This is a genomic window from Acinetobacter sichuanensis, assembly GCF_003024515.2.
Lineage (GTDB): Bacteria > Pseudomonadota > Gammaproteobacteria > Pseudomonadales > Moraxellaceae > Acinetobacter > Acinetobacter sichuanensis.
Genome location: NZ_PYIX02000010.1, coordinates 36,863 through 62,740, shown reverse-complemented (window position 1 = coordinate 62,740; position 25,878 = coordinate 36,863). Strand labels below are relative to the sequence as shown.

The 25,878-nt window shown below is 36.8% G+C and carries 28 protein-coding genes; 10 read left to right on the top strand and 18 right to left on the bottom strand.

Annotated features, from left to right (window positions below):
• Window positions 1-27: 27 nt before the first annotated feature.
• Window positions 28-192 carry a rubredoxin RubA gene (rubA, locus tag C9E89_RS08425; RefSeq protein WP_065994895.1) on the bottom strand — a complete coding sequence of 55 codons (165 nt, stop codon included), beginning with the start codon at window positions 190-192 and terminating at the stop codon, window positions 28-30.
• A 589-nt stretch (window positions 193-781) separates the two neighbouring features.
• Between rubA and C9E89_RS08420 the strand changes: the two genes are divergently transcribed.
• Window positions 782-1,318 carry an adenine phosphoribosyltransferase gene (locus C9E89_RS08420; RefSeq protein WP_107007803.1) on the top strand — a complete coding sequence of 179 codons (537 nt, stop codon included), beginning with the start codon at window positions 782-784 and terminating at the stop codon, window positions 1,316-1,318.
• A gap of 53 nt (window positions 1,319-1,371) precedes the next feature.
• Here the strand turns inward: C9E89_RS08420 and C9E89_RS08415 are convergent, their stop codons facing one another.
• Entirely contained in the window at window positions 1,372-1,863 is a 492-nt protein-coding gene (locus C9E89_RS08415) for a YqiA/YcfP family alpha/beta fold hydrolase (protein WP_107007802.1), read from the bottom strand.
• A 181-nt stretch (window positions 1,864-2,044) separates the two neighbouring features.
• A complete protein-coding gene (locus C9E89_RS08410; RefSeq protein WP_107007801.1) occupies window positions 2,045-2,749 on the bottom strand; it encodes a hypothetical protein in 705 nt (234 codons plus the stop codon).
• Between the two features lie 119 nt (window positions 2,750-2,868).
• On the opposite strand from C9E89_RS08410, the gene lysS reads away from it, so the two are divergent.
• The gene (gene lysS / locus C9E89_RS08405) at window positions 2,869-4,395 is read left to right on the top strand and encodes a lysine--tRNA ligase (RefSeq protein WP_107007800.1); all 1,527 of its coding nucleotides are present in this window, start codon (window positions 2,869-2,871) and stop codon (window positions 4,393-4,395) included.
• 52 nt (window positions 4,396-4,447) lie between these two features.
• Here the strand turns inward: lysS and C9E89_RS08400 are convergent, their stop codons facing one another.
• Window positions 4,448-4,978, bottom strand: a complete 531-nt coding sequence (locus C9E89_RS08400; RefSeq protein ID WP_107007799.1) for a DUF2059 domain-containing protein — start codon at window positions 4,976-4,978, stop codon at window positions 4,448-4,450.
• A gap of 164 nt (window positions 4,979-5,142) precedes the next feature.
• On the opposite strand from C9E89_RS08400, the gene C9E89_RS08395 reads away from it, so the two are divergent.
• Complete coding sequence (locus tag C9E89_RS08395) at window positions 5,143-6,600, top strand: capsule assembly Wzi family protein (protein ID WP_107007798.1); 1,458 nt, start codon at window positions 5,143-5,145, stop codon at window positions 6,598-6,600.
• Between the two features lie 408 nt (window positions 6,601-7,008).
• Here the strand turns inward: C9E89_RS08395 and C9E89_RS08390 are convergent, their stop codons facing one another.
• Complete coding sequence (locus C9E89_RS08390) at window positions 7,009-7,452, bottom strand: GNAT family N-acetyltransferase (RefSeq protein WP_107007797.1); 444 nt, start codon at window positions 7,450-7,452, stop codon at window positions 7,009-7,011.
• Window positions 7,453-7,600: 148 nt separating this feature from the next.
• Between C9E89_RS08390 and cysD the strand changes: the two genes are divergently transcribed.
• Both cysD and cysN read left to right on the top strand, forming a co-directional pair.
• Window positions 7,601-8,509 carry a sulfate adenylyltransferase subunit CysD gene (gene cysD / locus C9E89_RS08385; protein WP_171405106.1) on the top strand — a complete coding sequence of 303 codons (909 nt, stop codon included), beginning with the start codon at window positions 7,601-7,603 and terminating at the stop codon, window positions 8,507-8,509.
• Window positions 8,510-8,623: 114 nt separating this feature from the next.
• Window positions 8,624-10,237: a sulfate adenylyltransferase subunit CysN gene (gene cysN, locus C9E89_RS08380; protein WP_107007795.1), complete on the top strand. Its 1,614-nt coding sequence runs from the start codon at window positions 8,624-8,626 to the stop codon at window positions 10,235-10,237.
• A 57-nt stretch (window positions 10,238-10,294) separates the two neighbouring features.
• On the opposite strand, the gene C9E89_RS08375 is transcribed toward cysN, so the two are convergent.
• From C9E89_RS08375 to C9E89_RS08345, 7 genes are all read right to left on the bottom strand, one after another.
• Window positions 10,295-11,026, bottom strand: a complete 732-nt coding sequence (locus tag C9E89_RS08375; RefSeq protein ID WP_107007794.1) for a hypothetical protein — start codon at window positions 11,024-11,026, stop codon at window positions 10,295-10,297.
• Window positions 11,026-12,579 (bottom strand): DUF4139 domain-containing protein, encoded by a 1,554-nt coding sequence (locus C9E89_RS08370; RefSeq protein WP_107007793.1) that lies wholly within the window; start codon window positions 12,577-12,579, stop codon window positions 11,026-11,028. Before C9E89_RS08370 ends, C9E89_RS08375 begins: the two co-directional genes overlap by 1 nt.
• Window positions 12,580-12,700: 121 nt before the next feature.
• Complete coding sequence (locus tag C9E89_RS08365; protein WP_107007792.1) at window positions 12,701-13,111, bottom strand: DUF3106 domain-containing protein; 411 nt, start codon at window positions 13,109-13,111, stop codon at window positions 12,701-12,703.
• Entirely contained in the window at window positions 13,101-13,427 is a 327-nt protein-coding gene (locus C9E89_RS08360) for a hypothetical protein (protein WP_107007791.1), read from the bottom strand. The genes C9E89_RS08365 and C9E89_RS08360 overlap by 11 nt, the downstream gene beginning before the upstream one ends.
• Window positions 13,420-14,034 (bottom strand): RNA polymerase sigma factor, encoded by a 615-nt coding sequence (locus tag C9E89_RS08355; RefSeq protein ID WP_171405105.1) that lies wholly within the window; start codon window positions 14,032-14,034, stop codon window positions 13,420-13,422. The genes C9E89_RS08360 and C9E89_RS08355 overlap by 8 nt, the downstream gene beginning before the upstream one ends.
• Window positions 14,035-14,194: 160 nt before the next feature.
• A complete protein-coding gene (locus tag C9E89_RS08350; protein ID WP_107007789.1) occupies window positions 14,195-14,971 on the bottom strand; it encodes a TrmH family RNA methyltransferase in 777 nt (258 codons plus the stop codon).
• Window positions 14,972-15,066: 95 nt separating this feature from the next.
• The gene (locus tag C9E89_RS08345) at window positions 15,067-16,041 is read right to left on the bottom strand and encodes a class 1 fructose-bisphosphatase (protein WP_107007854.1); all 975 of its coding nucleotides are present in this window, start codon (window positions 16,039-16,041) and stop codon (window positions 15,067-15,069) included.
• Between the two features lie 179 nt (window positions 16,042-16,220).
• On the opposite strand from C9E89_RS08345, the gene C9E89_RS08340 reads away from it, so the two are divergent.
• Complete coding sequence (locus C9E89_RS08340; RefSeq protein WP_107007788.1) at window positions 16,221-16,406, top strand: NF038105 family protein; 186 nt, start codon at window positions 16,221-16,223, stop codon at window positions 16,404-16,406.
• Between the two features lie 71 nt (window positions 16,407-16,477).
• Here C9E89_RS08340 and pal read toward each other — a convergent pair whose 3' ends face one another.
• The 5 genes from pal to C9E89_RS08315 all read right to left on the bottom strand — a co-directional run bounded on the left by pal (window position 16,478) and on the right by C9E89_RS08315 (window position 20,982).
• Complete coding sequence (pal, locus tag C9E89_RS08335; protein WP_107007787.1) at window positions 16,478-17,038, bottom strand: peptidoglycan-associated lipoprotein Pal; 561 nt, start codon at window positions 17,036-17,038, stop codon at window positions 16,478-16,480.
• Window positions 17,039-17,103: 65 nt separating this feature from the next.
• Window positions 17,104-18,387, bottom strand: coding sequence for a Tol-Pal system beta propeller repeat protein TolB (tolB, locus tag C9E89_RS08330; RefSeq protein WP_107007786.1), 1,284 nt, complete (start codon window positions 18,385-18,387; stop codon window positions 17,104-17,106).
• A 138-nt stretch (window positions 18,388-18,525) separates the two neighbouring features.
• Entirely contained in the window at window positions 18,526-19,074 is a 549-nt protein-coding gene (locus C9E89_RS08325; RefSeq protein WP_107007785.1) for a gamma carbonic anhydrase family protein, read from the bottom strand.
• Between the two features lie 99 nt (window positions 19,075-19,173).
• Entirely contained in the window at window positions 19,174-20,322 is a 1,149-nt protein-coding gene (gene dacC, locus C9E89_RS08320) for a D-alanyl-D-alanine carboxypeptidase PBP5/6 (RefSeq protein WP_107007784.1), read from the bottom strand.
• Between the two features lie 135 nt (window positions 20,323-20,457).
• Complete coding sequence (locus tag C9E89_RS08315; protein WP_228198999.1) at window positions 20,458-20,982, bottom strand: MCR_0457 family protein; 525 nt, start codon at window positions 20,980-20,982, stop codon at window positions 20,458-20,460.
• A gap of 199 nt (window positions 20,983-21,181) precedes the next feature.
• Here C9E89_RS08315 and surE point away from each other — a divergent pair, with 199 nt between their 5' ends.
• From surE to C9E89_RS08300, 3 genes are all read left to right on the top strand, one after another.
• A complete protein-coding gene (surE, locus tag C9E89_RS08310) occupies window positions 21,182-21,964 on the top strand; it encodes a 5'/3'-nucleotidase SurE (protein WP_107007782.1) in 783 nt (260 codons plus the stop codon).
• A gap of 107 nt (window positions 21,965-22,071) precedes the next feature.
• Entirely contained in the window at window positions 22,072-22,926 is an 855-nt protein-coding gene (locus C9E89_RS08305; protein ID WP_107007781.1) for a peptidoglycan DD-metalloendopeptidase family protein, read from the top strand.
• A gap of 94 nt (window positions 22,927-23,020) precedes the next feature.
• Window positions 23,021-23,953, top strand: coding sequence for a LysR family transcriptional regulator (locus tag C9E89_RS08300; protein ID WP_107007780.1), 933 nt, complete (start codon window positions 23,021-23,023; stop codon window positions 23,951-23,953).
• Window positions 23,954-24,088: 135 nt separating this feature from the next.
• Here the strand turns inward: C9E89_RS08300 and C9E89_RS08295 are convergent, their stop codons facing one another.
• Window positions 24,089-25,300 (bottom strand): aspartate aminotransferase family protein, encoded by a 1,212-nt coding sequence (locus tag C9E89_RS08295; protein WP_107007779.1) that lies wholly within the window; start codon window positions 25,298-25,300, stop codon window positions 24,089-24,091.
• 167 nt (window positions 25,301-25,467) lie between these two features.
• Here C9E89_RS08295 and grxD point away from each other — a divergent pair, with 167 nt between their 5' ends.
• The gene (gene grxD / locus C9E89_RS08290) at window positions 25,468-25,809 is read left to right on the top strand and encodes a Grx4 family monothiol glutaredoxin (protein ID WP_107007778.1); all 342 of its coding nucleotides are present in this window, start codon (window positions 25,468-25,470) and stop codon (window positions 25,807-25,809) included.
• The last annotated feature ends 69 nt before the right edge of the window (window positions 25,810-25,878 follow it).

Genomic DNA, 25,878 nt, shown 5'->3' with positions numbered 1-25,878 from the left:
TGTGGACATGGTCTTTTCATGTAACGATTATACTTCTACCATTTCGAAGTCAGCTTTAGAAACACCACAGTCAGGGCATGTCCAATCATCAGGAATATCTTCCCATTTTGTACCTGCTGCGATGCCATCTTGCGGCCATCCTTCTGCTTCGTCATAAATCCAACCGCAAACGATGCATTGATATTTTTTCATCTAACTCTCCAAAATCTGACAGATGGCGTATGTATGCTGTCAGTCAAAAATCTTGCTACTACATTGACTCTAGTGATATGCATTGCAATAGGTACATATTCAAATAAATTTTTACGCAGTTCAATAACGAATGTAAAGTAAATATTGGAGTTTACCCAACTAATTGCAAAGCTGAATGGCAGAGTAGGACAAAAGCAATGTTGTTTGGGCAAATTTATAGCATGATTGTCTGACAAAATACTTATGAGCATTGGATTTTTAATATTTTTTTAATCATTTCTTGTTTTAATTTAATTTTTTTAAAGATAATAAATATCTATTTAAAAAATTGGATTTGTAAATAGCCTAAGTGTTGGTGTCTATAGAAAATTGGAAAATTCTCATTTTAGACCAAGGTCTAAGAGTGTTTCTCTAGGTTTTTTATTATAATAATATTCAACTAAAATATAGCTAATATTTATTAAATAAATGGTATGAGTAAATTCAATAACTTACAAAAATAGATTTTATTTTCATTGTGTTAGTTGCTTTTAAAAAAGTAGGGTTCAGGCTAGAATATCAGCATTATTTCATTTTACAGTCTCCCTTTATGAACAAGTCTACAGCTTTGTGGTCTCACATTCGTACTGTCCAAGATTTTCCAAAACCTGGAATTTGTTTTTATGATTTAACACCACTATTCATGAAAAATCTTGAAGCTTTGACTGATGCATTAGTTGCAAGTATTCCAGAAGCGCAATTGGCTGAAGTAGATAGCTTTGTTGCTGTAGAAGCACGTGGGTTTGTATTGGCAAGTTTATTGGCACAACGTACAGGCAAAGGTTTGTTGTTGGTACGTAAAGCTGGAAAATTACCACCTCCTGTAGTCGGAGTGGGCTATAGCTTAGAATATGGTTTAGATCGCTTGGAAATGTCAGCAGATATTCAGCCACAAAAAGTGATGATTGTTGATGACGTTTTAGCAACTGGCGGAACACTAAAAGCCGTAAAACAACTGATGACAAAATGTAATCATACGGTGTTAGGTGCCAGTATTTTCCTTGATCTAAAAGGTTTACATGGTGATTTAGGTTTAAATATTTGGTCTGTTTTAGATGAGCAATCTAAACCAGAAGTTGCTGCTTAAGTAAAAGAATCAAAAAATTAAAGCCTTGTAAAGATTGTTTTACAAGGCTTTTTTTATATAGAAAATGTTTTTTGCATATATTCAAGCATGCGATTTAAGTTTTCGGGTAGTGCCAAACGATGATGTCCACCTTGCATCATTTCAACGTGCATATAGGATTCAAGTATGCTTGATGTTTGATACATATCTAAAATTTCATCGCCTAATTCAATATAAGCTGTTTGTGGAATGTCATGTTCTAAATCATGTTCTGTAATTGGATGATAGTCTGTACGAAAGTCAGGTCGTAGACTTGGATTGGCAATAATCGCAGGAATACGAAATAACTGTGACATTTTCAAAGCCCAATAGCCACCTAAACTATGACCAATAATAATTTTAGGTTGAATTTTTTGAATAATATCTTGATATAAATGTGCCACGGTATCGTAATTTAAATTACGATAATCAATATCAATACAGTATTTTTGTGCTGCATCTAAAGCATGGAATTTGGTTGAATCTCGTGAAGAATCCAATCCATGCATAAATAATATTTTTGACATATACATATTCTTTTATCAGTTAAAACTGTCTTTATTCGCAAAGATAGGTGGATTATATAGATAGTTTACTTTTCAACTATTTCTTGAATTATTGTACGCATCATGTTTAAAAAAAATAGTTAGATTTTGGTCTAAGACAAATTTTCAAAACTTTCTATTTGGGAGAATGCTTGGTCGTTTATTAATCTGGGCATACTAATAATATAGGTTGTTCTGCTTTAAAGCTTGCTGGAACTCCATTTTCATTAAAAGGTTGAAATTGTGAAGAAATTAATTCTTTGTAAATCAGTTGATTTAGCTGTGGGTTAGAAGATGGATTGAGTAAATCAACATAATTTACTTGACCATTTGCATGCATATAAAGCTGTGTGTTAAAGGTATAACTACGATTTTTATGAATAACTGCACTTTCATAGTTTGCATCATTTGGCTGAAGTTTGCACAGTCTTGCTGAGGCATCGGCTAAGCGTTGAAAACGAGGTTGTTTTTTCCAAGCAATGCCTTGAGGAAAACGTATATTTAGGTGATAAACAGGCAAAGATTGAATTGTTGGGTCATTATTTGCATTTTTATTTTCGCTTTGATTTAAGTTTTCGAGTTTTTCATAAGTATAGTTTTGAGCAAGTTCGGAAGCTCGTTGATTTAAAACTGTCCATTTGGGGCTAGGGTTCAATAAAGTATAAGTAATCGTTTTTTCCTGAGAATTTAGCGTGAGTTCAAATTGCCAAATATAATTCTGTGTATCTAAATTAGTATGTTCAATGATTTTTAAAGTACGTATATTCGGCTCAGAAGAAAGTGTTTGAGTGTGGTTATCGTGTTCAGTAGCAAAACTAAATGGACAAAAAGAAAAGAGTAAAATAAGAATAAAATTGAATTTTAACATAGAGTTTTGATGCTTAATTTGGCTTTAATTAGAAATAGCTGTGATTGTATGCTGCTTATTATGTTGTAAATCTGCTATGCTATGCAACTTCCGTTTATTGATTAAAATTTGAGGCAGAGATGACGCAACATAACGCTCAATCGACTTCTGAACAACACATTTCCGAAAACGATTTAATTGCACAGCGTCATGCCAAGTTAAAGCAAATTCAAGATCACGCCAAGGAAACAGGTGTTAGCCCATGGCCAAATACCTTTAAGCGTGAGCATTACGCACAAGACTTACAAGATCAATTCGCTGATCAAACTAAAGAACAAATCGAAGCTGGCGAACATGTCTATGTAAAAGTTGCAGGACGTGTAATGTTGAATCGTGGGTCATTTATTGTGATCCAAGACATGACTGGGCGTATTCAACTTTATGTTGCACGTAAAGAGCTTGCACCAGAAGTATTAGAAACGATTAAGAGCTTAGACCTTGGCGATATTATTGCTGTAGAAGGGTATATTGGTCGTTCTGGTAAGGGTGACTTATATGTTCATATCGAACATTTTGAGTTATTAACTAAGTCTTTACGTCCTCTTCCAGACAAGTTTCATGGTTTATCTGACACAGAAGCAAAATATCGTAAACGTTATTTAGACTTAATTGTGAATGAAGAAACACGAAAAACCTTTGAAATCCGTGCTAAAGTGGTTGCAGGTATTCGTGCATTTTTGACCAATGAACGCTATATGGAAGTCGAAACGCCAATGATGCATGTGATTCCAGGTGGTGCGTCTGCACGTCCATTTGAAACACATCATAATGCATTGGACATGCCATTGTTTTTACGTATTGCACCTGAACTTTACTTAAAACGTTTGGTTGTTGGTGGTTTTGAGCGTGTATTTGAAATTAACCGTAACTTCCGTAATGAAGGGGTTTCAACACGTCATAATCCAGAATTTACCATGATCGAATTCTATCAAGCTTATGCAGATTATAAAGATTTGATGGAATTGACTGAAAATATGCTGGAAAAATTGGCAATCGATATTTTGGGTTCAACCGATGTTCCTTATGGCGAAGAAGTATATAGCTTCAAAGGTCCATTCAAGAAAATTTCAATGTTTGATGCCATTCTTGAGAACAACCCACAGTTTACTCCTGAAAATGTTGGTGATCGTGATTTCCTTGCAGACTTCGTTAAAAATGAACTGAAAGAGCAAGTGAAACCTGGTTTTGGTTTAGGTAAGTTGCAAACCATCGTATTTGAAGAAACTGTTGAAACTAAACTTCGTCAACCGACTTTCATTACTGAATATCCTGCGGAAACTTCACCATTAGCGCGTCGTAATGATGACAATCCACATATCACGGATCGTTTTGAATTCTTCATTGGTGGTCGTGAGTTGGCAAATGGTTTCTCTGAGTTAAATGACCCAATTGATCAAGCGGAACGTTTCCAAGCACAGGTTGCTGAAAAAGATGCAGGTGATGATGAAGCGATGCATTATGATGCAGACTTCGTTGAAGCACTTGAATATGGTTTACCACCTACAGCAGGTGAAGGCATCGGGATTGACCGTTTGGTGATGTTATTTGCTAATGCACCGAGTATTCGTGATGTGATTTTGTTCCCGCATATGCGTCACAAAAACTAATTTTTTGCTATGCAAGAAAAAGCCGCTGAACTCAGCGGCTTTTTTATGAGGTCTATTTTAGGTTTTTATCTAAATTATTCATAATTTTAGGCATTAATTGTTGTATTTTAACTTGCATGAGTTGCATTGATTTATTCATCACTAAAGGCATTTTCTCAATCGTTGATTGTCCCACAGGTGTTTTATAAAAAGCGATCAAGCCCTCCACTTCTTCTTGGTCAAATGTGTCTGCATAAATTTGAATAAAATCGCCTTTCAGCGTTTTCCAGTTCAGTTCATTTAAGATCAATGTATTACTTTCTTTTAAATACTGGTCTATTTTAGTTTTTTCCTTATCTGTTATTTTGACGCCTTGTGCTTCAAGAGATTGATTTATACTTTCTTGCATGACAGGGAGAACTTGGCTTTGAGTTTGCTCAATAAGTTGTTCCGTTTTTGTGATTTTTAAGAGTTCTTCAATAGACGCACGAGAAGCTGGTGCAGCGAAGCTTTGTTGCGTTGTTAGTAAAATTAAAAATAGTATCCAAAGGTGCATTTTCTTCATTTTAAATTTCTCGGTTAACATTATTTTTATACCTATCATTATATTTTACTCAATTAGATTTATAGATTGAGCGTAGAGAACTCAATATTAATTGAGCTTTTTATGATACTTGTTAAAATATTGTAATAAAACAGTTTCACCATTGAAAAAAAATGTGAAAAAAACTAAGGTGGAGCGCAGCAATGTCTAGAGAATAAATGCGCATGTTTTTAAAGAAATCCTTATATGCTGCCGTGTTAGCAAGTTTGTCTTTGCCCGTTTTTGCACAAGGTTTGGTGCTCAATAATGAAGATATTCGTACAGATTTAAACTGGTTAAATCAACAAGGTGTGATTCAAATTAGCACATCAACTTGGCCAATGAGTGGTGATGAAATTCAGCGCGCTTTATCTCAAGCAAAAGTTTCTGACAATACACAACAAAAAGTGATTGACTCGATTCAAAATGCATTAAAAGCAGATAACCAAATGGCAAAAGTTGGTTTATTTGCTGAAACAGATCAAAAAAATATTCCGCAAGCTTTTGGTGATAACCAAAAAGCACAATATGCTGCTTCATTGGAGTTGAATGCAGGCGGTGAAAACTGGGATGCAAAATTACGTGTAACTGGTGAGAAAGACCCACAAATTGACAATGGACAAGATGTGAATGTTGAAGGTTCTTATCTTGCAGGAAAATTATTCAACCAATGGGTCATTGCAGGTCAAATTCCAACATATTGGGGACCTGGACATGATGGTAGTTTGATTCGTGGTGATGCCAGTCGTCCTGTCTATGGCTTTACTGCACAACGTGCAGAACAAAATGCCTTTGAATCGAAATGGTTATCTTGGATTGGACCTTGGCAATATCAAGCATTTGTAGGTCGCTTAGATGATTATAAAGCAGTACCAGATACGAATTTAGTGGGTTTACGTTTAACTGCACAGCCTTTACCTTATTTAGAGTTAGGTGCATCACGTACTTTCCAAATTGATGGTGAAGGTCAGCCAGGGAGTGCAAAAGCTTACTGGAATGCTTTTGTCGGTAAAGATAACGAATGTAATGCACAAGGCTGTTCAGGAGAGGGAAATGCATCAAACCAATTGGCAGGTTTTGATGCTCGTTTGAATTTACAACAATTGGCTAACGTTCCGATGAGCTTGTATGGGCAATTTATTGGTGAAGATGAAGCTGGTTTATTACCCTCTAAAAAAATGTATTTAGCGGGTGCAGATTATTCTTCATCTTATAAAGATATGCCATTCCAAGTTTATGCTGAATGGGCGAACACCGAAACAAATGGTGATGCAAAAGGCATTTCTTATAACCATCACATTTATAAAGATGGATATTATCAGCATGGTTTTTCTTTAGGTCATGCGATGGGTGGTGATGGTGAAATGGTCTCAGTCGGTGGTGACATTCGCTTTGATCTTATGAATCGTCTAAGTGGTCGTGCGATTTTTGCTAAAGTAAATCAATCAAATCGTTTAATCAATGTTGCTTTCCCAGAAGATGATAAAATTAAGGCACTTGATTTAACTTGGACACATTATTTAAAACCGACTGTGCCTTTAAAAATTAATGCTTGGGTAAGTGATTCAGATCATCAAGGGAATGATGCAGGTGCATCGGTTGGTGTGGAAATTCCATTAGATAAAGCAATTTTTGGTTATTAATTGTTCATTAAATGCCAAGAAATACCTGAACTCAGGGATACTTGGCAGAGCTAAAGTCATTTAAACTGTGAAGACTTCTTTAAATGACCATAAAGAAGTAATTCCTACCATTAAAGATATAATTTAAATATTATATTTTTAATCGTTTTATAGCCTATTTGAAAAAATAGGCTTTTTTTTTAATATTTTGAATTTATATCCCTATTTAGGGAGTAGATGAAAAAAATAGATCGCTTAATATGAAAAGACTTCTTTCTGACCATAAAGAAGTATTCCTACCATTAGGAATATAATCGCTAAATTATATTTCTAATCGTCTTTATAGCTTATCTCCAGAGATAAGCTTTTTTTATTTTGATTTAGCCGTATAAAAGCAAGAATTTATAGATAAAAAATTCAAAATCATTTTTATAATGCCTTTTTATATTGAATAAACCCTGTTTTGTTAGCGATACGATCATATAGATATTGAGCTGTGATATTAGATTCTTGAATCAGCCAATAAATACGATCAAATTTTCCAGAACATACGCTATAACTATGTTCAATCAGTTGACGTGCTAAACCTTGATTTCTAAACTGCTCATTGACATACAAATCTTGTAAATAGCAATAAGGTAAATCTGTCCACATACTCATATGGGAAATTAAGTGCACAAAACCTGCCACTTGACCCTCAATTTGAATCGCATAACCAAACATATCTGCTTGTTCAGGATTTGTGATGCGCTTCCAAGATAATCTTATTTGTTCATCTGTCAGTTGTGATTTATAAAAGTTTAAATAACCTTGCCAAAGTGGAAGCCATTGTTCGAAATTAATTTCTTCTAGAGGTATAATCTGTGCGGTCATAATGAACTCAAGTATTTTGTTTATGATGTTTTTATATATCAATATAAAAAAACAAGCAAAAGAACTCAAGTGTAAATCATTATAATGAATATAAATTTTAATATGTGTAATAAGTACACCTTTTTGTGAGCTGGTGCTGTCAATGTCTATATCTGAGGAAAGACTTACTCATCTCAAACAGCTTGAAGCTGAGAGTATTCATATTATCCGTGAAGTTGCTGCTGAGTTTGAAAACCCAGTCATGCTTTACTCGATCGGGAAAGACTCAGCGGTTATGCTGCATCTTGCTTTAAAAGCATTCTATCCTGCAAAACTTCCATTCCCACTGTTGCATGTCGACACAGGCTGGAAGTTCAAAGACATGATTGCATTCCGTGACAATATGGCAAAACAACACGGATTTGATTTGATTGTGCATCAAAATAAAGAAGGTAAAGATGCCAATGTAAACCCATTTGATTATGGTAGCTCCAAATATACTGACATTATGAAAACTCAAGGCTTAAAACAAGCACTTGATAAATATAAGTTTGATGCTGCATTTGGTGGTGCACGCCGTGACGAGGAAAAATCTCGTGCCAAAGAGCGTGTTTACTCTTTCCGTGACTCAAAACATCGCTGGGATCCAAAAAATCAACGTCCTGAACTTTGGAATCTTTACAATGGTAAAGTGAACAAAGGCGAAAGTATTCGTGTATTCCCATTGTCGAACTGGACCGAGCTGGATATCTGGCAATATATTTACCAAGAGAGCATTCCTTTAGTGCCTTTGTATTTGGCTGCGGAACGTCCTGTGGTTGAACGTGATGGCACACTGATCATGGTGGATGATGAACGTATGCGCCTGAAAGAAGGTGAAGTTCCACAAATGAAATCGGTACGTTTCCGTACTTTAGGTTGTTATCCATTGACAGGTGCGGTGGAGTCTACAGCAGACACATTGCCTGAAATTATCCAAGAAATGCTTTTGGCAACGAGTTCTGAGCGTCAAGGTCGTATGATTGACCATGATGAAGCGGGCTCGATGGAAAAGAAAAAGCAGGAAGGTTATTTCTAAGAATCTCTCCCGACCTCTCTTTAGAAAAGAGAGGAGAATTTCCCCCTTTGAAAAAGGGGGATACAGGGGGATTAAAAGAAACCGATTTCTAAAGAATATGTGGAGCTTTGAGCAATGTCTCATCAATCAGAATTGATTAGCCAAGATATCTTGGCGTATTTAAAACAGCACGAAAATAAAGACTTATTACGCTTTTTAACTTGCGGTAATGTGGATGATGGTAAATCGACTTTAATTGGTCGTTTGCTTTACGATTCAAAATTGATCTATGAAGATCAATTACAAGCCGTGACTCGTGATTCAAAAAAAGTGGGTACAACAGGTGATGCACCTGACTTGGCGTTACTTGTAGATGGTCTGCAAGCTGAACGTGAGCAAGGGATTACCATTGATGTTGCGTATCGTTATTTCTCCACAGAAAAACGTAAGTTCATTATTGCTGATACTCCGGGACATGAGCAATATACCCGCAACATGGCGACTGGTGCATCTACGGCTGACCTTGCGATTATTTTGATTGATGCACGTTATGGCGTACAAACTCAGACCCGTCGCCATACGTATATTGCGAGCCTGCTCGGTATTCGTAATATTGTGGTTGCGATCAATAAGATGGATTTGGTTGAATTCTCTGAAGCACGTTTCAACGAAATTCAGGACGAATACAATACTTTCGTCAACCAATTGGGCGATCGTAAGCCTGCCAATATCATTTTCTCGCCAATTTCGGCGTTGAACGGTGATAACGTCGTCAACAAGTCTGCAAATACACCATGGTACAAGGGTCAAACCTTGATGGAAACTTTGGAAACTGTTGAAATTTCGCGTGATACCAGCGCACATGAATTCCGTTTTCCTGTGCAATATGTCAACCGTCCAAATCTCGACTTCCGTGGTTTCTGCGGTACGATTGCTTTAGGTTCAGTCAAAGTGGGTGATGAAATCGTTGCCTTACCTTCAGGCAAGAAATCGACGGTAAAAGAAATTGTAACCTTTGATGGCAATCTGGATCATGCGATTGCAGGTCAGGCTGTAACGCTGACGCTGAATGATGAGATTGATGTTTCCCGTGGTAATGTCTTGGTGAAAGCGGGTGAGCAACCATCTTTGTCACGTTCTGTACGTGCGACCGTAGTGTGGATGGCAGACCAACCTTTGGTGGTGGGTAAGTTATATAACATCAAAATTGGTACGCAAACTGTGCCTGCCAAAGTTGAGAAAATTAACTATCGTACCAATGTGAATACTTTAGAAAAAACTCAGGTCGATCAACTGGATTTAAATGCGATTGCAGATGTTGAAATCGAGTTTGATGCACCCGTATTGTTTGACCGTTATCAGGATAGCCGTTATACAGGTTCGTTTATCTTCATTGATCGTTTAAGCAACGTAACGGTTGGTGCGGGTATGGTTGAGGCGGCAGTGGAATGGGCTGCACATGATGAGCCTGTGACTGCGGAAGCACGTGCTGCACGTTTAGGTCAGAAACCTGCTGTTGTAACGGTGACTACTAAAGCATTGGAGCAAGCACAAGCACTTGAAAGTTTGTTGATTCAACAAGGTGTAGTGGCAATCGCTAAAGCAGGTTTAACCGCTGATCAGGTTGCTTTGCTGCGTCAAACAGGTGTAGTGGTTGTAACAGATGTTGAGCAGGGTACAGATGTTACTTTTGCTCAGGAAACAGCAGAAGAATTGGCTGAGAAAATTGTGGAATTGGTTCGTCTGTAATAGCTTGAATTGAGTTAAGAAAACCCGCTTAGGCGGGTTTTTTATTTTTATAAATGATTAAGTCAACTTCATCCATGGAATAATGACTTTAGAAATAGAGATAAATCCTAGATAAAAAAGTGCAATACCTGTCATTGCAAAGCAGATGATATCCACCCCATCTTCCTTAAAATTTTGGTATAAACAAAAAAACACTGAAAGTGTTGCGAATAAAATACTTGTTGGTATAAAAAAGAAGAATAATTGACGTTGCAATTGAATTTTAGCTTTGGCTTTTGATGATGGCAAATAATCATTTGCCTGAACTGTTAAAACATGACCATCTTCAAGTAATAATTCTCCTCGTACAAAAAGTATAATAGGTCTGGTTGGGTCAACTACACTTTTTTGATTGGTGGTTATAAATAGTGCATGATCTAACTTATATGTTTTCTTACTATTTAAAGGATATATAGATTTAGCATCATAGATAAGATTTGCCTGAAGATATGAATATTGTTTTTTTATGACATATTTTTTGAGTTGAGGGTCATAAATTGAAAATGTTGGGGTTTCTTTACGTGCATTAATTCCTGAATGATTATATTTTAACTCAAATAAATCATCAGACTGTTTGACTGTCTTCCAATCTTTAACCTGATGGTATTCATATATAAACATCGCTTGTTTTAGTTTGTTAAAGGTAAGACTTTGAAAGAAAAATCCAATAAAAATGAGAAAAATAATAAACATTATTTTAATCGAAAATCCTTTTTCTGTTTTGGGGTCTTCTGATATCTGATTAACCATTAAAACCCCGATATATTCCCTTTATTTGGATAAGTGAACTGGTGTTGTAGGTCTAAATTAAATTTTTGTTTTGAACCTAATTCAACATTCCATTGGTTAATATTGGGTTGACCTTGCCACGTTGTGTGATTTGGCTGTGGTTGATAGGTTGAATGCGTCATTAATTTTCCATTGCGACTTTGCGGTTCAGCTTCAAATACAGTCAGTTGAACAGGGTAAGGGTGTAAGTTCTCAATACTATATTGCTGCTTTTGAACGGTTTGAAACTTAGCATCTGCAACAGGTCTTTTTTGATCTGATAAATCAATCACATGAATTTTAATTTGATCATCTGTACCAAAGCTTATTTCTAAATGATCAGAAGTCCCATTTTGCCATTGGCGTTCACCAACAAAATCACCATCACGATATAATTTGACTAAACCATGAGGTAAATGATCATCAAGTTTTGCAATACTAGCAATCATAGAAGCTTTTTGGCTTTGTTTTGGAATGACCCAAAGAGAAAGTTTGGCAGGAAAGCTTTCACTACTTAAAGGTAAATAAATTTGTTGCTGACTGCTATAAATTGTAGTTTGCGTATCGGAACGAAACTCGGTGCTCAGGTTTAAATTGTTTGCCTGAAATTGCGGAAATTGTGGTTCTTGCGCTAAAGAGTCTTGAGTGTTGGAAAGTTTAGCAACAGGTGCAGGCATGGCAGCTTCTTGAAATGAATATCCTGCATTGAAAGGCGTGACACGAATGGGCTGAGGCTCATAATAATCTACCCACCAGTTTTGTGGTGTTAATTGCTGTACATAGCCTTGTGGTGTGGCGGTAGAAAGCGTTAATTTGACATTTGACCAATCCTCTCCTGTTTTTTGTGCAATCATAGCCATGCGTGTGAGTTTTACTTGTTTGGTCTGTGTATCAAGTTCAGCTTTATAGATGGGTTGCCAGCGCGCATAAGGTACTAAATAACTCATTTTAATTACACCATTTTGTGGTGCTTTGACATAAAACTTAAGGCTGCGTTGTTTAAATTGATGATCTCCAACGGCTGCTAAATCTTGTCTTAATTCCTGTAGTCGTTGCTCAAGTTTCACTTTTTCAGCTTTGGCTTGGTCAATCGCAATAAAAGCGTCATAAGCCTGTTTTCGTACTTTATTGGCAGAGCCTTTTGTTAGATTTGTTAAGAAATTATTTTGTAACTCGGCTGCTTGAATAATAGAGTTTTGTTCTGCGATTTTATTTTCAATCTGTTCTATTTGAGTTTTTAATTCACGAGACTCAGCACCTGAAGGCTTATCTAAGGCACTGTCTTGGTGAGAAACAGCATTTACCTCAATATTATTTTCAGTTTGATATTGTAATTGAGAAATATCAAAATTTGCAGCAAGACCTTGTAGTGTGACAATATTTTCCCCAGATTTTACGGGAATGTTACGCTCAATTTTTGCTGTTTTTGGATAAAGCGTGACATTGGAAATGGGTGCATCAGTAAGCGTTAAAGCAAAAACCATAGAAATAGGTAAATTTAATAGGCTGAAATAGACTATTGGTTTAATTTTCATGTTTTATCTCTATATAGGAATAAATTAAAATTAGCTAAATAGCCTATAAAATATAATAAGCACGTTACTTTTGAATTAGATTATACAAAAAAATGAAAAAGCCTCAAAATGAGGCTTAGAATTAGTGTGCAGTTGAATTTACGGCAGAAAGGTATTTTTGAATATATTCAGTTCGTAATTCATTACGTTGTCCTGCTGTTTCGGCTTTTTGCATTTTTTGACGCATTTCATTGCGTTCAGTACTGCTCATTTGTTGCCATACTTCACGCATTTTTTGTTTTTCTTCATCTGGAAGTTGCGTAAACCAATCCATTTTTTGTTGTAAGGCAATACTTTGCTCTTCAGGAATTTCCTTGAGGTTTTGATAGCGTTTAATTAATGCACGTTGCTCATCATCAGAAAGAGAGTCCCATGTATCATTGGCTTGAGTGGTCGTATCTTTGGAAAAAATCCAAAAACGCTCTAAGCCAGCAAAACTTGTTTGCAAAAAACCGATAGCACAAAAAGCCAAAACTAATTTTTTAGCTGCCATGGGAATTTTTATCCTCACCAAAAACTGATAACATTTCTAAATCTTCCATCATTTGCGGTGAAAGTTTAGGACTCACAGCAACATGCTGTTGAGTTGGGCTTGTTGGTTTAGTATCGAACGCATTTGGTAAAACAATAATACCTGTCAATGCTGCTGCTAGAGCAAAACCTGTCATTTTCCAGTTGTCATAACGAGACGTTGATTTGTCTTGAATATGATCAAGGACATTGTTCATCACAACTGCTTTATTGCGATGATTATGTGCAAGCCCGTCTAACTTGGATGTGACTTGTTTTGTAAAATCATCATTATTCATCCGATGATCCTCCATAAGGATTTAAATGCGATAACGTAGTTCTCAATCCTTGAATCGCCCTATGGTAATGGGTCTTAACGCTACCTTCTGTGCAATTCATGATAGATGCTGTGGTTTGGGTATCAAAACCTTCCCATGCACGTAACATAAATGCTTGTTGCTGACGCACAGGTAAGCGACTAATCGCTTCCTGAATTTCTTCAATCGTAAGGTCTTGATCTAAAAACTGTAATGGATTTGGTGTTGACTCATCGACGATGTCCATTGCTTCTTCATCATCATTGTCTAAGCTGACTTTACGAAATAATGAAAAAGGTGAAGCACGACGAGCTTCTTTACGACGCCAATCCTGTAACTTGTTGTTTAAAATCGTATAAAATAGGGGATACCATTCTTCAGTGGATTTTTCAGCATAAGATTTGTGCAGTGAAATAAAAGCTTCTTGGACTAAGTCCATCGCGATGCCATTATGCCCCTGTGTTGCACTTTCCATCATTACTAAGGCACGACCTGTCACATCCTGCATAAAAAACTTCAGGCGTTGTTCAGCAGTACTCTTTAGAGCAGCGGCTGTTTCAGACTGTGACTTCTTTGGCGCTAAATCCATAGAGATGGAAAATCCCGTCATTGGGTACCCACCATTATTTTATAAACCTATCTATATAACGTTTAAAAACTCTGATGGGTTGACACATAAAAACAATTATTTTTATCAGTTTAAAGGATTTTTGAAGATGAAAGGCAAATCAATAAAATAAATTAACGAATTAAAGTCGTTGACGTACCATTTCAAAGAAACATACCGAACCTGCAATGGCAACATTGAGTGATTCTTGTCCACCTGGTTGTGGGATGGTGACAGCTTGAGCATGTTGCAAGGCAAATTCTGAAACACCTTGACCTTCATTTCCTAAAATCCACACGCATTGTGAGCGTAAGTTTTTGCTGTATAAGCTTTCTGACTCGTGAGAGCTTGTGACATAAACGGGAATTTTAAATTGTTTTAGAATGTCTTCTAAGACAATATTTTCATAGGTGTGTAAGGAGAAATGAGCACCCATTCCTGCACGTAAAACACGTGGTGACCAGAGTGAAGCTGAACCTTTGGTACATACGATTTGTTCAATACCTGCTGCTGCGGCAGAGCGTAGTAATGTACCGACATTTCCAGGGTCTTGTACATTTTCCAAAATGAGGGTGTCTTCAGTAAAATTTAAAGCTTGTGTAGATGTCGGTAAATCTACAATAGCTAAACATGCTAAAGTGGTACCTAAAGTACTTAAATCTTTATATAAAACTTCGCTGACTACAAAAATAACACCTTGATAATATTCTGTAATCTTTACAAAATCTTCGTGTTCAAGTGCATGTTCAGTGGTGAAAATTGATTTGATTTTACGGTTTTTTTCTAGCCAAGAAAGACACAAATGGGTGCCTTCAAGTACAGTCTGACCTTGTTTCTTACGGTAAGTATTCTGTTCGATTAATCCACGTAAGTGTTTGATTTTGGGATTGTCACGAGATTCTAGAAAAATGGTTGGCATGGGAGTGCATCCAATAAATGTAAGTAGGGGTTGTGCAATTGCGACAACCCCTGAATGGACTTACTCCCTTAAAGTAAGAGAGTAAAATATAAAAATCAGTTGTGGTAATGAGTCACTAAATCGACTTCATTTTTTGAACCAATCACGACAGGTACACGTTGATGGAGTTCAGTTGGCTGAATCTCTAAAATACGAACACGACCTGTTGTAGATGCGCCACCTGCTTGCTCTACAAGCATACTCATTGGGTTTGCTTCATACATTAAACGTAAACGACCTGCTTTTTTCGGATCTTTAGTATCGTATGGATATAAGAAAATACCACTACGGCAAAGAATACGATGAATGTCACCTACCATACAGGCAACCCAACGCATATTGAAATCTTTTTCACGAACAGATGTTTTACCTGCTTGTAATTCTTCAATATAACGCTTTACTGGTGCTTCCCAGTGGCGTTGATTTGATGCATTAATCGCATATTCTTTAGTCTCTGCTGCAACTTGAATATTTTCAGATGTTAAGAGAAATTGTTGAGTTTCAGGGTTAAATGTAAAGAATACAGTACCAGCACCTACAGTTAACGCCATCATGGTAGATGGACCATAGAGCACATAACCTGCAGCAACTTGTTGTGTACCTGCTTGCATGAAATCTTCGGCTTGGGTTACGGCATTTTTAGCGGGTAAAATAGAAAAAATTGTACCTACGCACATGTTGATATCAATATTACTTGAACCATCAAGTGGGTCAAATAAGACTAAATATTGACCATTATCTTGTGCAGGGGTAAATTCATCAAGTTCTTCAGAAGCTAAACCGCCCACATTTTTGTTATTTTTTAACGCATCAATTAAATAATCGTTAGAAATAACATCGAGTTTCTTTTGCTCTTCGCCTTGTACATTTTCGTGTTGTGCGCTACCTAAAACACCTGCCAATGCACCTTTTTGAAGAAGTTGGTCAATAGATTTACAAGTGTTAGCAATAGTTTCGATAACATCAGCAAGTTCAGGTGTTAAATTCCCTTGTTGTTGTTCTAAGTACTGGGATAAAGTACGATTTGACATAGCAAAGCTGCTCCAATAAAAGCGATAATTTTCTAACAAATTAAACAATTCGGCTATTTTAGATGAGTTTGACTCAAAATAAAAATTATCCTGCATTATTTGTCATATTTTTACGCTTGCAAGTATTTTATAAACTGTTATGTTGAAGATACAGAAGAATAGAGTAAAGGAGCACTCATATGACCGTACAAAAGTTTGAAGCGACTCCAACGCCAACTGATGGTATTGATTTAAATGAAATTAGTGCCGAAAATGTGAAGGACGCTTGGAAGGATTACGAAGCAAAACCTGAATATAAAAAGTTCAATAAGCATGATCTTATCGAGTCCATGCAAAGCCCCAAGCCTGAGGAATCAAAAGCGTAGCTTATAAAAATGCCCATGATCATAATGGGCATTTTTAATTGGGAATAAATAATTTTAAATGAGATTTAAAATTATTTTAAAAGTGGAGGAACCGCTTCATAGTTTAATTCTACACGACGATTTTCTTTCCAAGCAGCTTCATTATGACCAGCATTGATTGGCATTTCTTTACCATAACTTACAGCTTCTAATTGGCTTGCATTAACACCATTGGTAATTAAATAGCTTTGTACTGCTTTTGCACGGCGCTCACCGAGTGCCATGTTATATTCACGTGTACCACGCTCATCTGTATGACCTGTCAAAGCAATTTTAGAGTTTGCATTTGCAACTAAAAATTGAGCATGTGCTTGAAGTGTTTGATAGTCTTCATTTGAAAGATCACTGCTGTCATAGTCAAAATGAACCACACGTTTTGCAAGAAAAGCTTTATTTGCTTCAGTAACACCTTTTGAAGATGCACCTGCTAAGTTTTGAGCATTTAATGCAGCATCTTCACTTAAACCACTTGTATTGACGCTATTTGGGTTTGTTGTTGCATTGGCATCAGTGGTTGGTTTGCGGTTTGCACAACCTGTCATGACCAAGCTTACTGCAAGTAAAGGTAGTGCTAAATATTTAATCGTATTCATTGTTAACTCCATAAAGTTATTTTAAAAGTTACCGCATTATTGAAATAAAAACATCTATATTTGAATTATTTAGGTGCCCATGCAGGTTCACGAACTTCACCTTGTTCACTTGGTAAGTTCATGCGGAAACGACCATCTGTTGACATGATCGATAATAATCCACGTGAGCCTTCACGTGTTGCATAAACCACCATTTGTCCATTTGGAGAAAAACTTGGTGATTCATCTAGACTGGTAGGAGTCAAGATATTTGTGATACCTGTTGAGATTTCTTGAATCGCAACTTTATAGTTACTACCAGATGGTCGGTGTACAAGTGCAACATATTTACCATCCGCACTTAAAGAACCTCGTGCATTAAATGCACCACGGAACGTTAAGCGTTTGGTTGTACCATCTGCCAAGTTATAGCGATAAATTTGTGCTGAGCCACCGCGGTCAGAGGTAAAGATAAATGATTTACCATCAGGGGCATAGCGTGCTTCGGTATCAATCGCACTATCATTGGTCATGCGTTTAACTTGACGAGTTTCTAGATCCATTTGATAAATTTCAGGATTGTCATGCATAGACGCAGTAAACAGCATGAATTTACCATCTGGTGAGAAGCTTGGAGCACCATTTAAACCACGGAAGCTTGCAAATTTTTCACGCTGCCCTGTAGCAAGGTCTTGTACATAAATCGCAGGGCGTTTAGTTTCAAAAGAAACATATGCAATTTTTTGTGCATCAGGCGTCCAAGCAGGTGATAAAATTGGATCACGTGATGTCAAAATAGTTTTTGGTTGTTCGCCATCTGTGTCAGCAATTTGTAAGGTATAACGTTGCTCAGGTGTGGCAGGGTTACGTAGCACATAGGCAATACGTCCACTAAAATCACCTTTGATACCTGTCAGAGCTTGATAAATCGCATCCGAGATCATATGTGCTGCGGAGCGTAAACGTGATGCAGGCACAGTTAATAATTCATTGAGTAAGAATTGTTGTTTTTCCACATCGTAGAGTTGGTAGTGTACTGCTAATGAACCATCAGGATTGGTTTTAGTATCACCCACAACGACATAAGGAACGCCACTTGCTTTCCATGCTTCTGCATTAATATTATTTAAGCTTGCTGTTGCAGGAAGGTTTTTTGATGCGCTACTAAAACGCCCAGAGCGGTTTAAGTCATTTTCTACAATAGGATAAATTGTTTGATCATTACCAAATGGCAGAATAGCAATTTTGGGTGCTTCTTCTGGTGCTTTAGCAATTTCTAAATGCAATTGTGCATATGTCGTGGTGACAAAGGCAGGGCTAAAAGCCATTATTACTGCCAAACCGAGTAAGTGTTTAGGCGTCATTTTCATGGGTGTTCATGTACTCAAAATATTGATATTTTAACTATGAATAGCTTTGTAGCATAAAGACATGATTTTAATCTATATAAAGCATGTAATTATGAATGTTCAATGAAATATTACTAGGAACTTTGAAAATTATAGACTTTATTTTTCATTTTCCTGATCTAAGTAATTTTGTGCAACTTTGACATAATGTCGAGCTGAATAGGGTAAAAAGTCTTTTTCTGCTTCAGTCAGTGGTCGTATTTGTTGGACTGGACTGCCTACATAAAGATAGCCACTTTTTAGAACTTTACGTGGAGGAACTAAACTACCCGCACCGATCATGACATCATCTTCAATGATCACATCATCAAGTACGACGGTATTAATACCGATTAATACACGATCACCAATTTGACAACCATGTAAAGTGACATGATGCCCAACGGTAACATCTTCACCAATAATTAAAGGCGAACCATTTGGCTTGCTGTCTTTTTTATGGCTTACATGTAACATGCAATGATCTTGAACATTGCTATTTTGTCCAATTTTAATGGCATTGACATCACCACGAATCACCGCAAATGGCCAAACGGATACATTTTTTGCTAAGCTTACTTCACCTATAACCACGCTTAAGTCATCGATATAACAGGTTGAGTCAATCTTAGGATGATGTTCTAAATAACCACGAATATTTTTTTTCATAAGATTTTTTACACGCGTAAAATTTACCAAGTGCAGTATAAAAGAAAAGCACTCATATCCTAGACATGAATGCTTCTTTTTGATGACATTTAAACAAAATTAAAATAAGTTGCTAAAGAACATTTTAATATGGTCAATCATACGTGCAAAAAAGCCTGCTTCTTCAACCGCATTTATTGCAACTAAAGGTTTTTCAGTAATGACTTTGCCATTAAGCGTAGCAGTCAATTTACCAATTACTTGTCCTTTTTGCAGTGGAGCGTTTAAGTTTGGTTGAACTGAGATTTGCGTTTTAATGGCATTGGCTTGACCTTTTGGCATAGTGACATTAAATGCTTCAGGTAAACCTACTTGTACTTCACTTTCTTTACCAAAATAGACTTTGGCTTTTGCCATGACTTGATTTGCAGGTTGTACATTAACAGTTTCAAAGTTTGAATAACCCCAAGAGAGTAATTCGCGTGTTTGTGATGCGCGTTCATTCATTGATGGTGCGCCAAAAATCACTGAAATTAATCGCATTGGACCGCGTTTTGCTGAAGTCGTTAAGCAGAAACCTGCTTCATTGGTATGACCTGTTTTTAAGCCATCTACACTTGGGTCAGTATATAAAAGGGCATTACGGTTACCTTGTTTAATGCCGTTAAAAGTAAATTCTTTTTCTGAATAAATTGGATAATATTTTGAACTATCGTGAATAATATGTTTGGCAAGCATTGCCATGTCTTTTGCAGTTGAATAATGACCTTCAGCTGGCATACCTGTCGCATTAATAAAACTTGTATTGCTCATGCCAATACGTTTAGCTTCTTGGTTCATTTCATGTACAAATGTACCTTCATTACCAGAAATATGCTCAGCCATTGCTTTTGATGCATCATTACCTGATTGGATAATAATACCACGCAGCATTTCAAGTACAGTTGCTGTGCCATTTAAAGGAACATACATACATGACTCTGTGCTGCTACCACGACACCAAGCCGATTCGTTCATACGAACCTTTTCGTCTTCTGTAAGGTCACCTTTGAGTAGTTTTTGTTCAATAATGTAACTCGTCATCATTTTTGTCATTGATGCAGGAGCGAGTTTTTCATTTTCATTCTTAGATGCAAGGATTTGCCCTGTCTCATAGTCCATCAAAACATAGGATTTATTATTTAATTCTGGTGGATTGGATAAAACAGTTGCTGCATAGGAAAATGAAGGAAAGAGTAACAATGCAGCGAGGGCGCTTTTTGGGGTCATTCTAGGTAGTTCCAATCTTTGTACGAGCACGAAAAGAGCCTAGCATTTTAGGACAAAGCAAAGCCGACTTCTATGGGGTAAGTCGGCTTATTTCATAGGATTTGTAACTAATTCGTTGCTTGTCGATTGGGTCAATTAGTTTTGTGGTTGATAGTTGAGCACATCTTCACAAACACCTGTGTTTGCTTCTTTTCCAGCTTTTTTAGCATCACCTTGTGCTTCTTTTAAGATGCTTTTAAAAGATTTTTCTTTCACTAATTTTTTAATTGTTACTTCTGGATCAGCAGCATCAGGAATAAAATCTTTTAAAAGGCGTTGATAGCCTGCATCAAAGGCATCTTTATCTTTCACTAATTTTGGGCAAATATCTGAAAGTACATAGATTGCTGCTAATTCTTGATCTGTCACATTGACCTGTGTGACTTCAATTTTTTCATCATGAGCGTCTTCTTTTGTTTGATCGGCTGCAAATGCATAAGGCATAGCAATAGAAGTAGATAAAATCCCCAGAGCAAAAGTTTTAAAAAGAGTACGCATAATGAGCCTTGTTAACTTAATGATTTGACTAGAATAAACGTATTCTATGAAAATAAAATAGAGAAAATGTATTGAAGATGTTGGATTTAAATAAAATAGCATCTTTTGGTGAAAATTTGACATCAGCTTGGGTACATGAATACAACACAGTATTCAAACTAGATCCCATTTTTTAGCGAATGCTTATTTACTAATATTTTTAGTAATATTAGTAATAACAGCGAAGTTTTAACTCGCTTAAATCTGTGTAAATCAAAATAATCGGTCATATTTTGCTAAGATGAATCAGCAATATTGTCCGTTTAAATTGAAGAGAAATTGAGTGAATATTTTAATTGCCAATGATGATGGTGTGTTTGCACCCGGAATCCAAGCCTTAGCACAAGCTTTACGACCTTTAGGACGTGTTGTTATTGTGGCTCCTGAAAGTGAACGTAGTGGATTTTCTAGCGCATTGACTTTAGATCGACCACTGCGACCTGTACAGGTCACACAAGATGTTTGGGCAGTAAATGGTACGCCAGCAGATTGTGTTTACTTGGCAATGAATGGTTTATTTGATTTTGAATTTGATTTGGTTGTCAGTGGGATTAATAGTGGCGCGAATCTTGGTGATGATGTTTTATATTCAGGTACAGTGGGAGCTGCATTTGAAGGTCGTTTAATGAAGCAAGCAGCAATTGCGGTGTCATTAGCAGGCAGTAATGTCCGTTCTTATCTCAATCCAGAAGATTATGCAGTTGCAGCACAGTGGGTACACGACTTTATTGCTCAAGGTATTCCTGTTTTACCAGAACGTCACATTTTAAATATTAATATTCCTGATGTACAACAATTAAAAGGTGCTCAAGTTACATATCAAGGAAGACGTATCCAGTCTAAACCAATCACCAGTCAGGTTGACCCACGTGGGCGTCAAGTGTATTGGATTGGTTTAGCAGGGGAAGCGGTTACTGATCCTAAGAAAAATGACTTAGATATTCAATCTGATTTTTTCGCAGTCGCAAATGGCTATGTCAGTATTACACCCATCCAAATGGATGCAACCAATTACAGGGTTTTAAATCACTTACAACAACAGTTATTACACCCTGAAAAGCGCTAAATGGGCTCTATGTTATAAGTTTGTGAAAAAGCTGAGCTAAACCTTAAAAAGCTTGGCTTTTTTGCTAATCTTATACAACTTAACACTATTTCTGGAGAAAGAAATCAATGCTTTCGTTACGATCACAGCAACTTTATCTATCACCTAAAAGCTGGATAAATGCCATCGTTTTATCTTCCGCTGTGATTACTACTTTAGTCATGACAGGTTGTGCGTCAAAACCACAAATTAATAACCCTGTTCGCTATGCGAATGCACCTGATTATTATACTGTGCGTTCAGGTGATACATTGAGTGGTATTGCTGCACGTTATGGCTTAAGTTATATCAGTGTTGCTGAAATGAATGATATTGCATCGCCATATCGTATTTATGTGAATCAATCTATTCGTCTAAAAAAATCAAATAGTACAAATAATAATCGACCAGCTACACAAGCATTAAGTAATACTGATACAGGTATTCAACGTCAAACGATTACTCTACCAAGTAACCAGACCACAACAACAGCTAAGCCTGTAACGCCAACACCAGTTATTCCTGTAACACCAACAGTTCCAAGCACCACAACGCCAACAACTGTAGCATCAAATGGTTTGGTTTGGGTTAAACCATCTAATGGTGCTGTGATTGCTAACTATAATTTAGCTCAAAATATTAAAGGTATTCGTTTTGGTGGCAATGTCGGTGATCCAGTGGTTGCTGCTGCGGCTGGGCAGGTGGTTTATGCTGCCGATGGTCTAAAAGAATATGGTAATTTAGTCTTAGTTAAACATATCAATGGTTATATAACAGCCTACGCCCATAACAGTAAAATTTTAGTGAAAAGTGGCGATAATGTCACAGTTGGTCAGAAAATTGCGGAAATGGGCTCATCTGGTGCTACCCAAACTATGCTAGAGTTTCAAATTCGTTTAGATGGAAAACCGATTAATCCAGCAAATATTTTACCATCTGTCTAATTTATTTAATGCAAATATATATTTTCTTCGTATAATACAATGAGTTGCTTTTAACAAAAAGTGTGAAGCATCTCATAATTTCAGAGGGAAATTTATGTTAGATCAACTTCGAGCGATGGGTGTATTTGCTTGTGTCGTTGAAAAAAGCTCATTCAGTGGTGCTGCGCGCGAGCTTGGCATCACAACCAGTGCCGTTAGTCAGCAAGTTCGATCCCTAGAACAAGAAATGGAAGTAACTCTGCTTCATCGTTCTACACGTAAACTGAGTTTAACAGAAGCTGGTCAAGCCTTTTTTCATAGTTGCCAAGAAATGCTCGCAGCAGCAGAGCGCGGTAAAATTCGTATTAATGAATTGAGAGATGATTTAGTCGGTGAATTACGTATTGCAACCACACCTGAATTAGGTGCGACGCATGTTGTTCCTGCTTTATCTCATTGGATGTCTGCACATCGTGGATTGATGGTACATTTTGAAGCAGATAATCAATTTATTGATTTAATTCAAGAGCGTATTGATATTGCAATTCGCATGTGTGCAAAAGAAGAAGATTCGAATAATTTAACTGCAATACCATTGGCACGTGTTGACCAAGTGTTGGTGGCATCACCAAGTTATTTGAATCAAACCGCACCAATTGCACGTCCTGAAGATTTAATTAATCATGATTTAATTCCTGTTAATATCATGAAAAATTACCAAAGTTTTGCTTTTCAGCATGCAGTATCGGGTGAAAACATTCATGTAGAAATGCAGAATCGTTTACAAACCAATAATGTATTTGTTGCGAAATCTTTATGTCAAAATGGACATGGTATTGCGCGAATTTTATATTTAGATGTACAAAAAGAGTTAATGAATGGGACATTGGTTGAAGTATTACCAGATTGGAAATTACCAACCTTTACTTTAAATGCAATGACATTGAAACGTGAACAACAACCAATGAAAATTCATCGTTGTTTAGATGCTTTAAAACAGTATTTTAGTCAATTACCCGGTGGGCGTATTTATCAAGAAGCTTCTTGATTATTATAATTAAGCTTTATTTTTTATAAGTGCATCACTCATTAACAAATTAACCGAGTTATTTAAATAGCTCGGTTTTTTTAGGCATAAAAAAATGAGTATCACGAAGATACTCATTGATTTATCTGATTTTATTTAGGCAAGAAATGCTTTAATTGCAGGCACTAAGCGTTGAATAAGATCATCCGCTTGTTCTTTATTCATGTTGAGCGCAGGCAGTAAACGGACAACATTGCCAGAAGTGACATTAATGATCAGCTTGTGTTCATCTCGTGCAATATTGACCAGATCACCACAGTCTTTTGGTAATTCAATACCAATCATCATACCAAAACCACGCACAGTGACTTGTTGTTCTGCAAGCTGAGTGCGGAATTGTTCTACTAAATACTGACCAATTTCAGCAGCATTTGCCACAATATTTTCTTTTTGGATCAAATCAATCACAGTATAAACAATACGTGAACCTAAATGTGTACCACTATAAGTTGAACCATGATTACCTGCTGCCAGTACACCAACGCCACGCCCTTGAGTCATCACAGCGCCAATCGGGAAGCCATTTCCTAAACCTTTAGCAGTGGTGAGAACATCTGGAATAATATTTGTGTGTTGATACGCAAAATACTGACCCGTACGACCATTACCTGTTTGCACTTCATCGAGCATCATTAACCAGTTGTGTTGATTACAGATCTGGCGAATATCTTCTAAATAGCTAAAACCTTGAGGTGCTGTGTTGACACCGCCTTCACCTTGAATCGGTTCAACTAAAATAGCCACGATGTCAGGATGGTTGATTGCAGCTTCTTCAATCGCTTCTACATCACCAAATGGAACACGAATAAAACCTTCAACCAAAGGAGCAAAGCCTTCTTGAACTTTTTTGTTACCTGTTGCAGAAAGTGTTGCTAAAGTACGACCATGAAAAGAGTGATCAGCAACAATAATTTTAGGATTGGCAATCCCTTGTAAATGACCAAATTTACGCGCAATTTTAATTGCACCTTCATTTGATTCTGCACCACTATTTGAGAAGAAAATTTCTTCCATGCCTGAAACTTCAGCAAGTTTTTGTGCAGCAGCCGTTTGCCAAGGCACCTCGTAAATATTACTGGTATGAATCAAGGTTGCCGCTTGTTCTGCAATTGCTTCTGCAAGTACAGGATGTGCGTGACCTAAACCACATACAGCAATACCTGTAAGCGCATCTAAATATTCTGTGCCATCTTCTGTATATAGATAAGAGCCTCGTCCTCGCACAAAGCTGATCGGTTGACGGCTAAATACAGGCATCAAATGTGAAGGTTGATCAGGTTGTATTGGAGCGAGCGTAACGTTATTCATGACGAACTCTTTTCTTTGTCTGAGAAGTAAAAAATAAAAGTTTATATAAGCAAAATATGACACAGATTTAAAGCCCAAATACAAATAAAATTGGAAATAATCTTGAAGTCATACTCTTTATGATGGATTTAGGTATAATGCAGGCAGATGAGTTGAGGATTTAATCAATGACTGAACAAGTACGTGATACAGAAGCGTTAATTCGCGATCAAATTGCTAAACATGCAGTGTTACTTTACATGAAAGGTACACCACAATTCCCACAATGTGGTTTCTCTGCACGTGCAGTAGAAGCACTTAGCCAAATTGGTCGTCCATTTGCTTATGTAAACATCTTGGAAAATCAAGATATTCGCGCAACTTTGCCACAAATTGCAAATTGGCCTACATTTCCACAATTATGGATCAATGGCGAGTTGATCGGTGGAAGCGATATTATGCTAGAAATGTTCCAAAATGGTGAGTTAAAAGCACTTGTTGAACAGTATAGCCCAGCACCAGAAGCTTAATTGCTGAAGATGTGAATAAGCACCGTAAGGTGCTTTTTTTATAATATGTATCTTGATGTCAATATAATG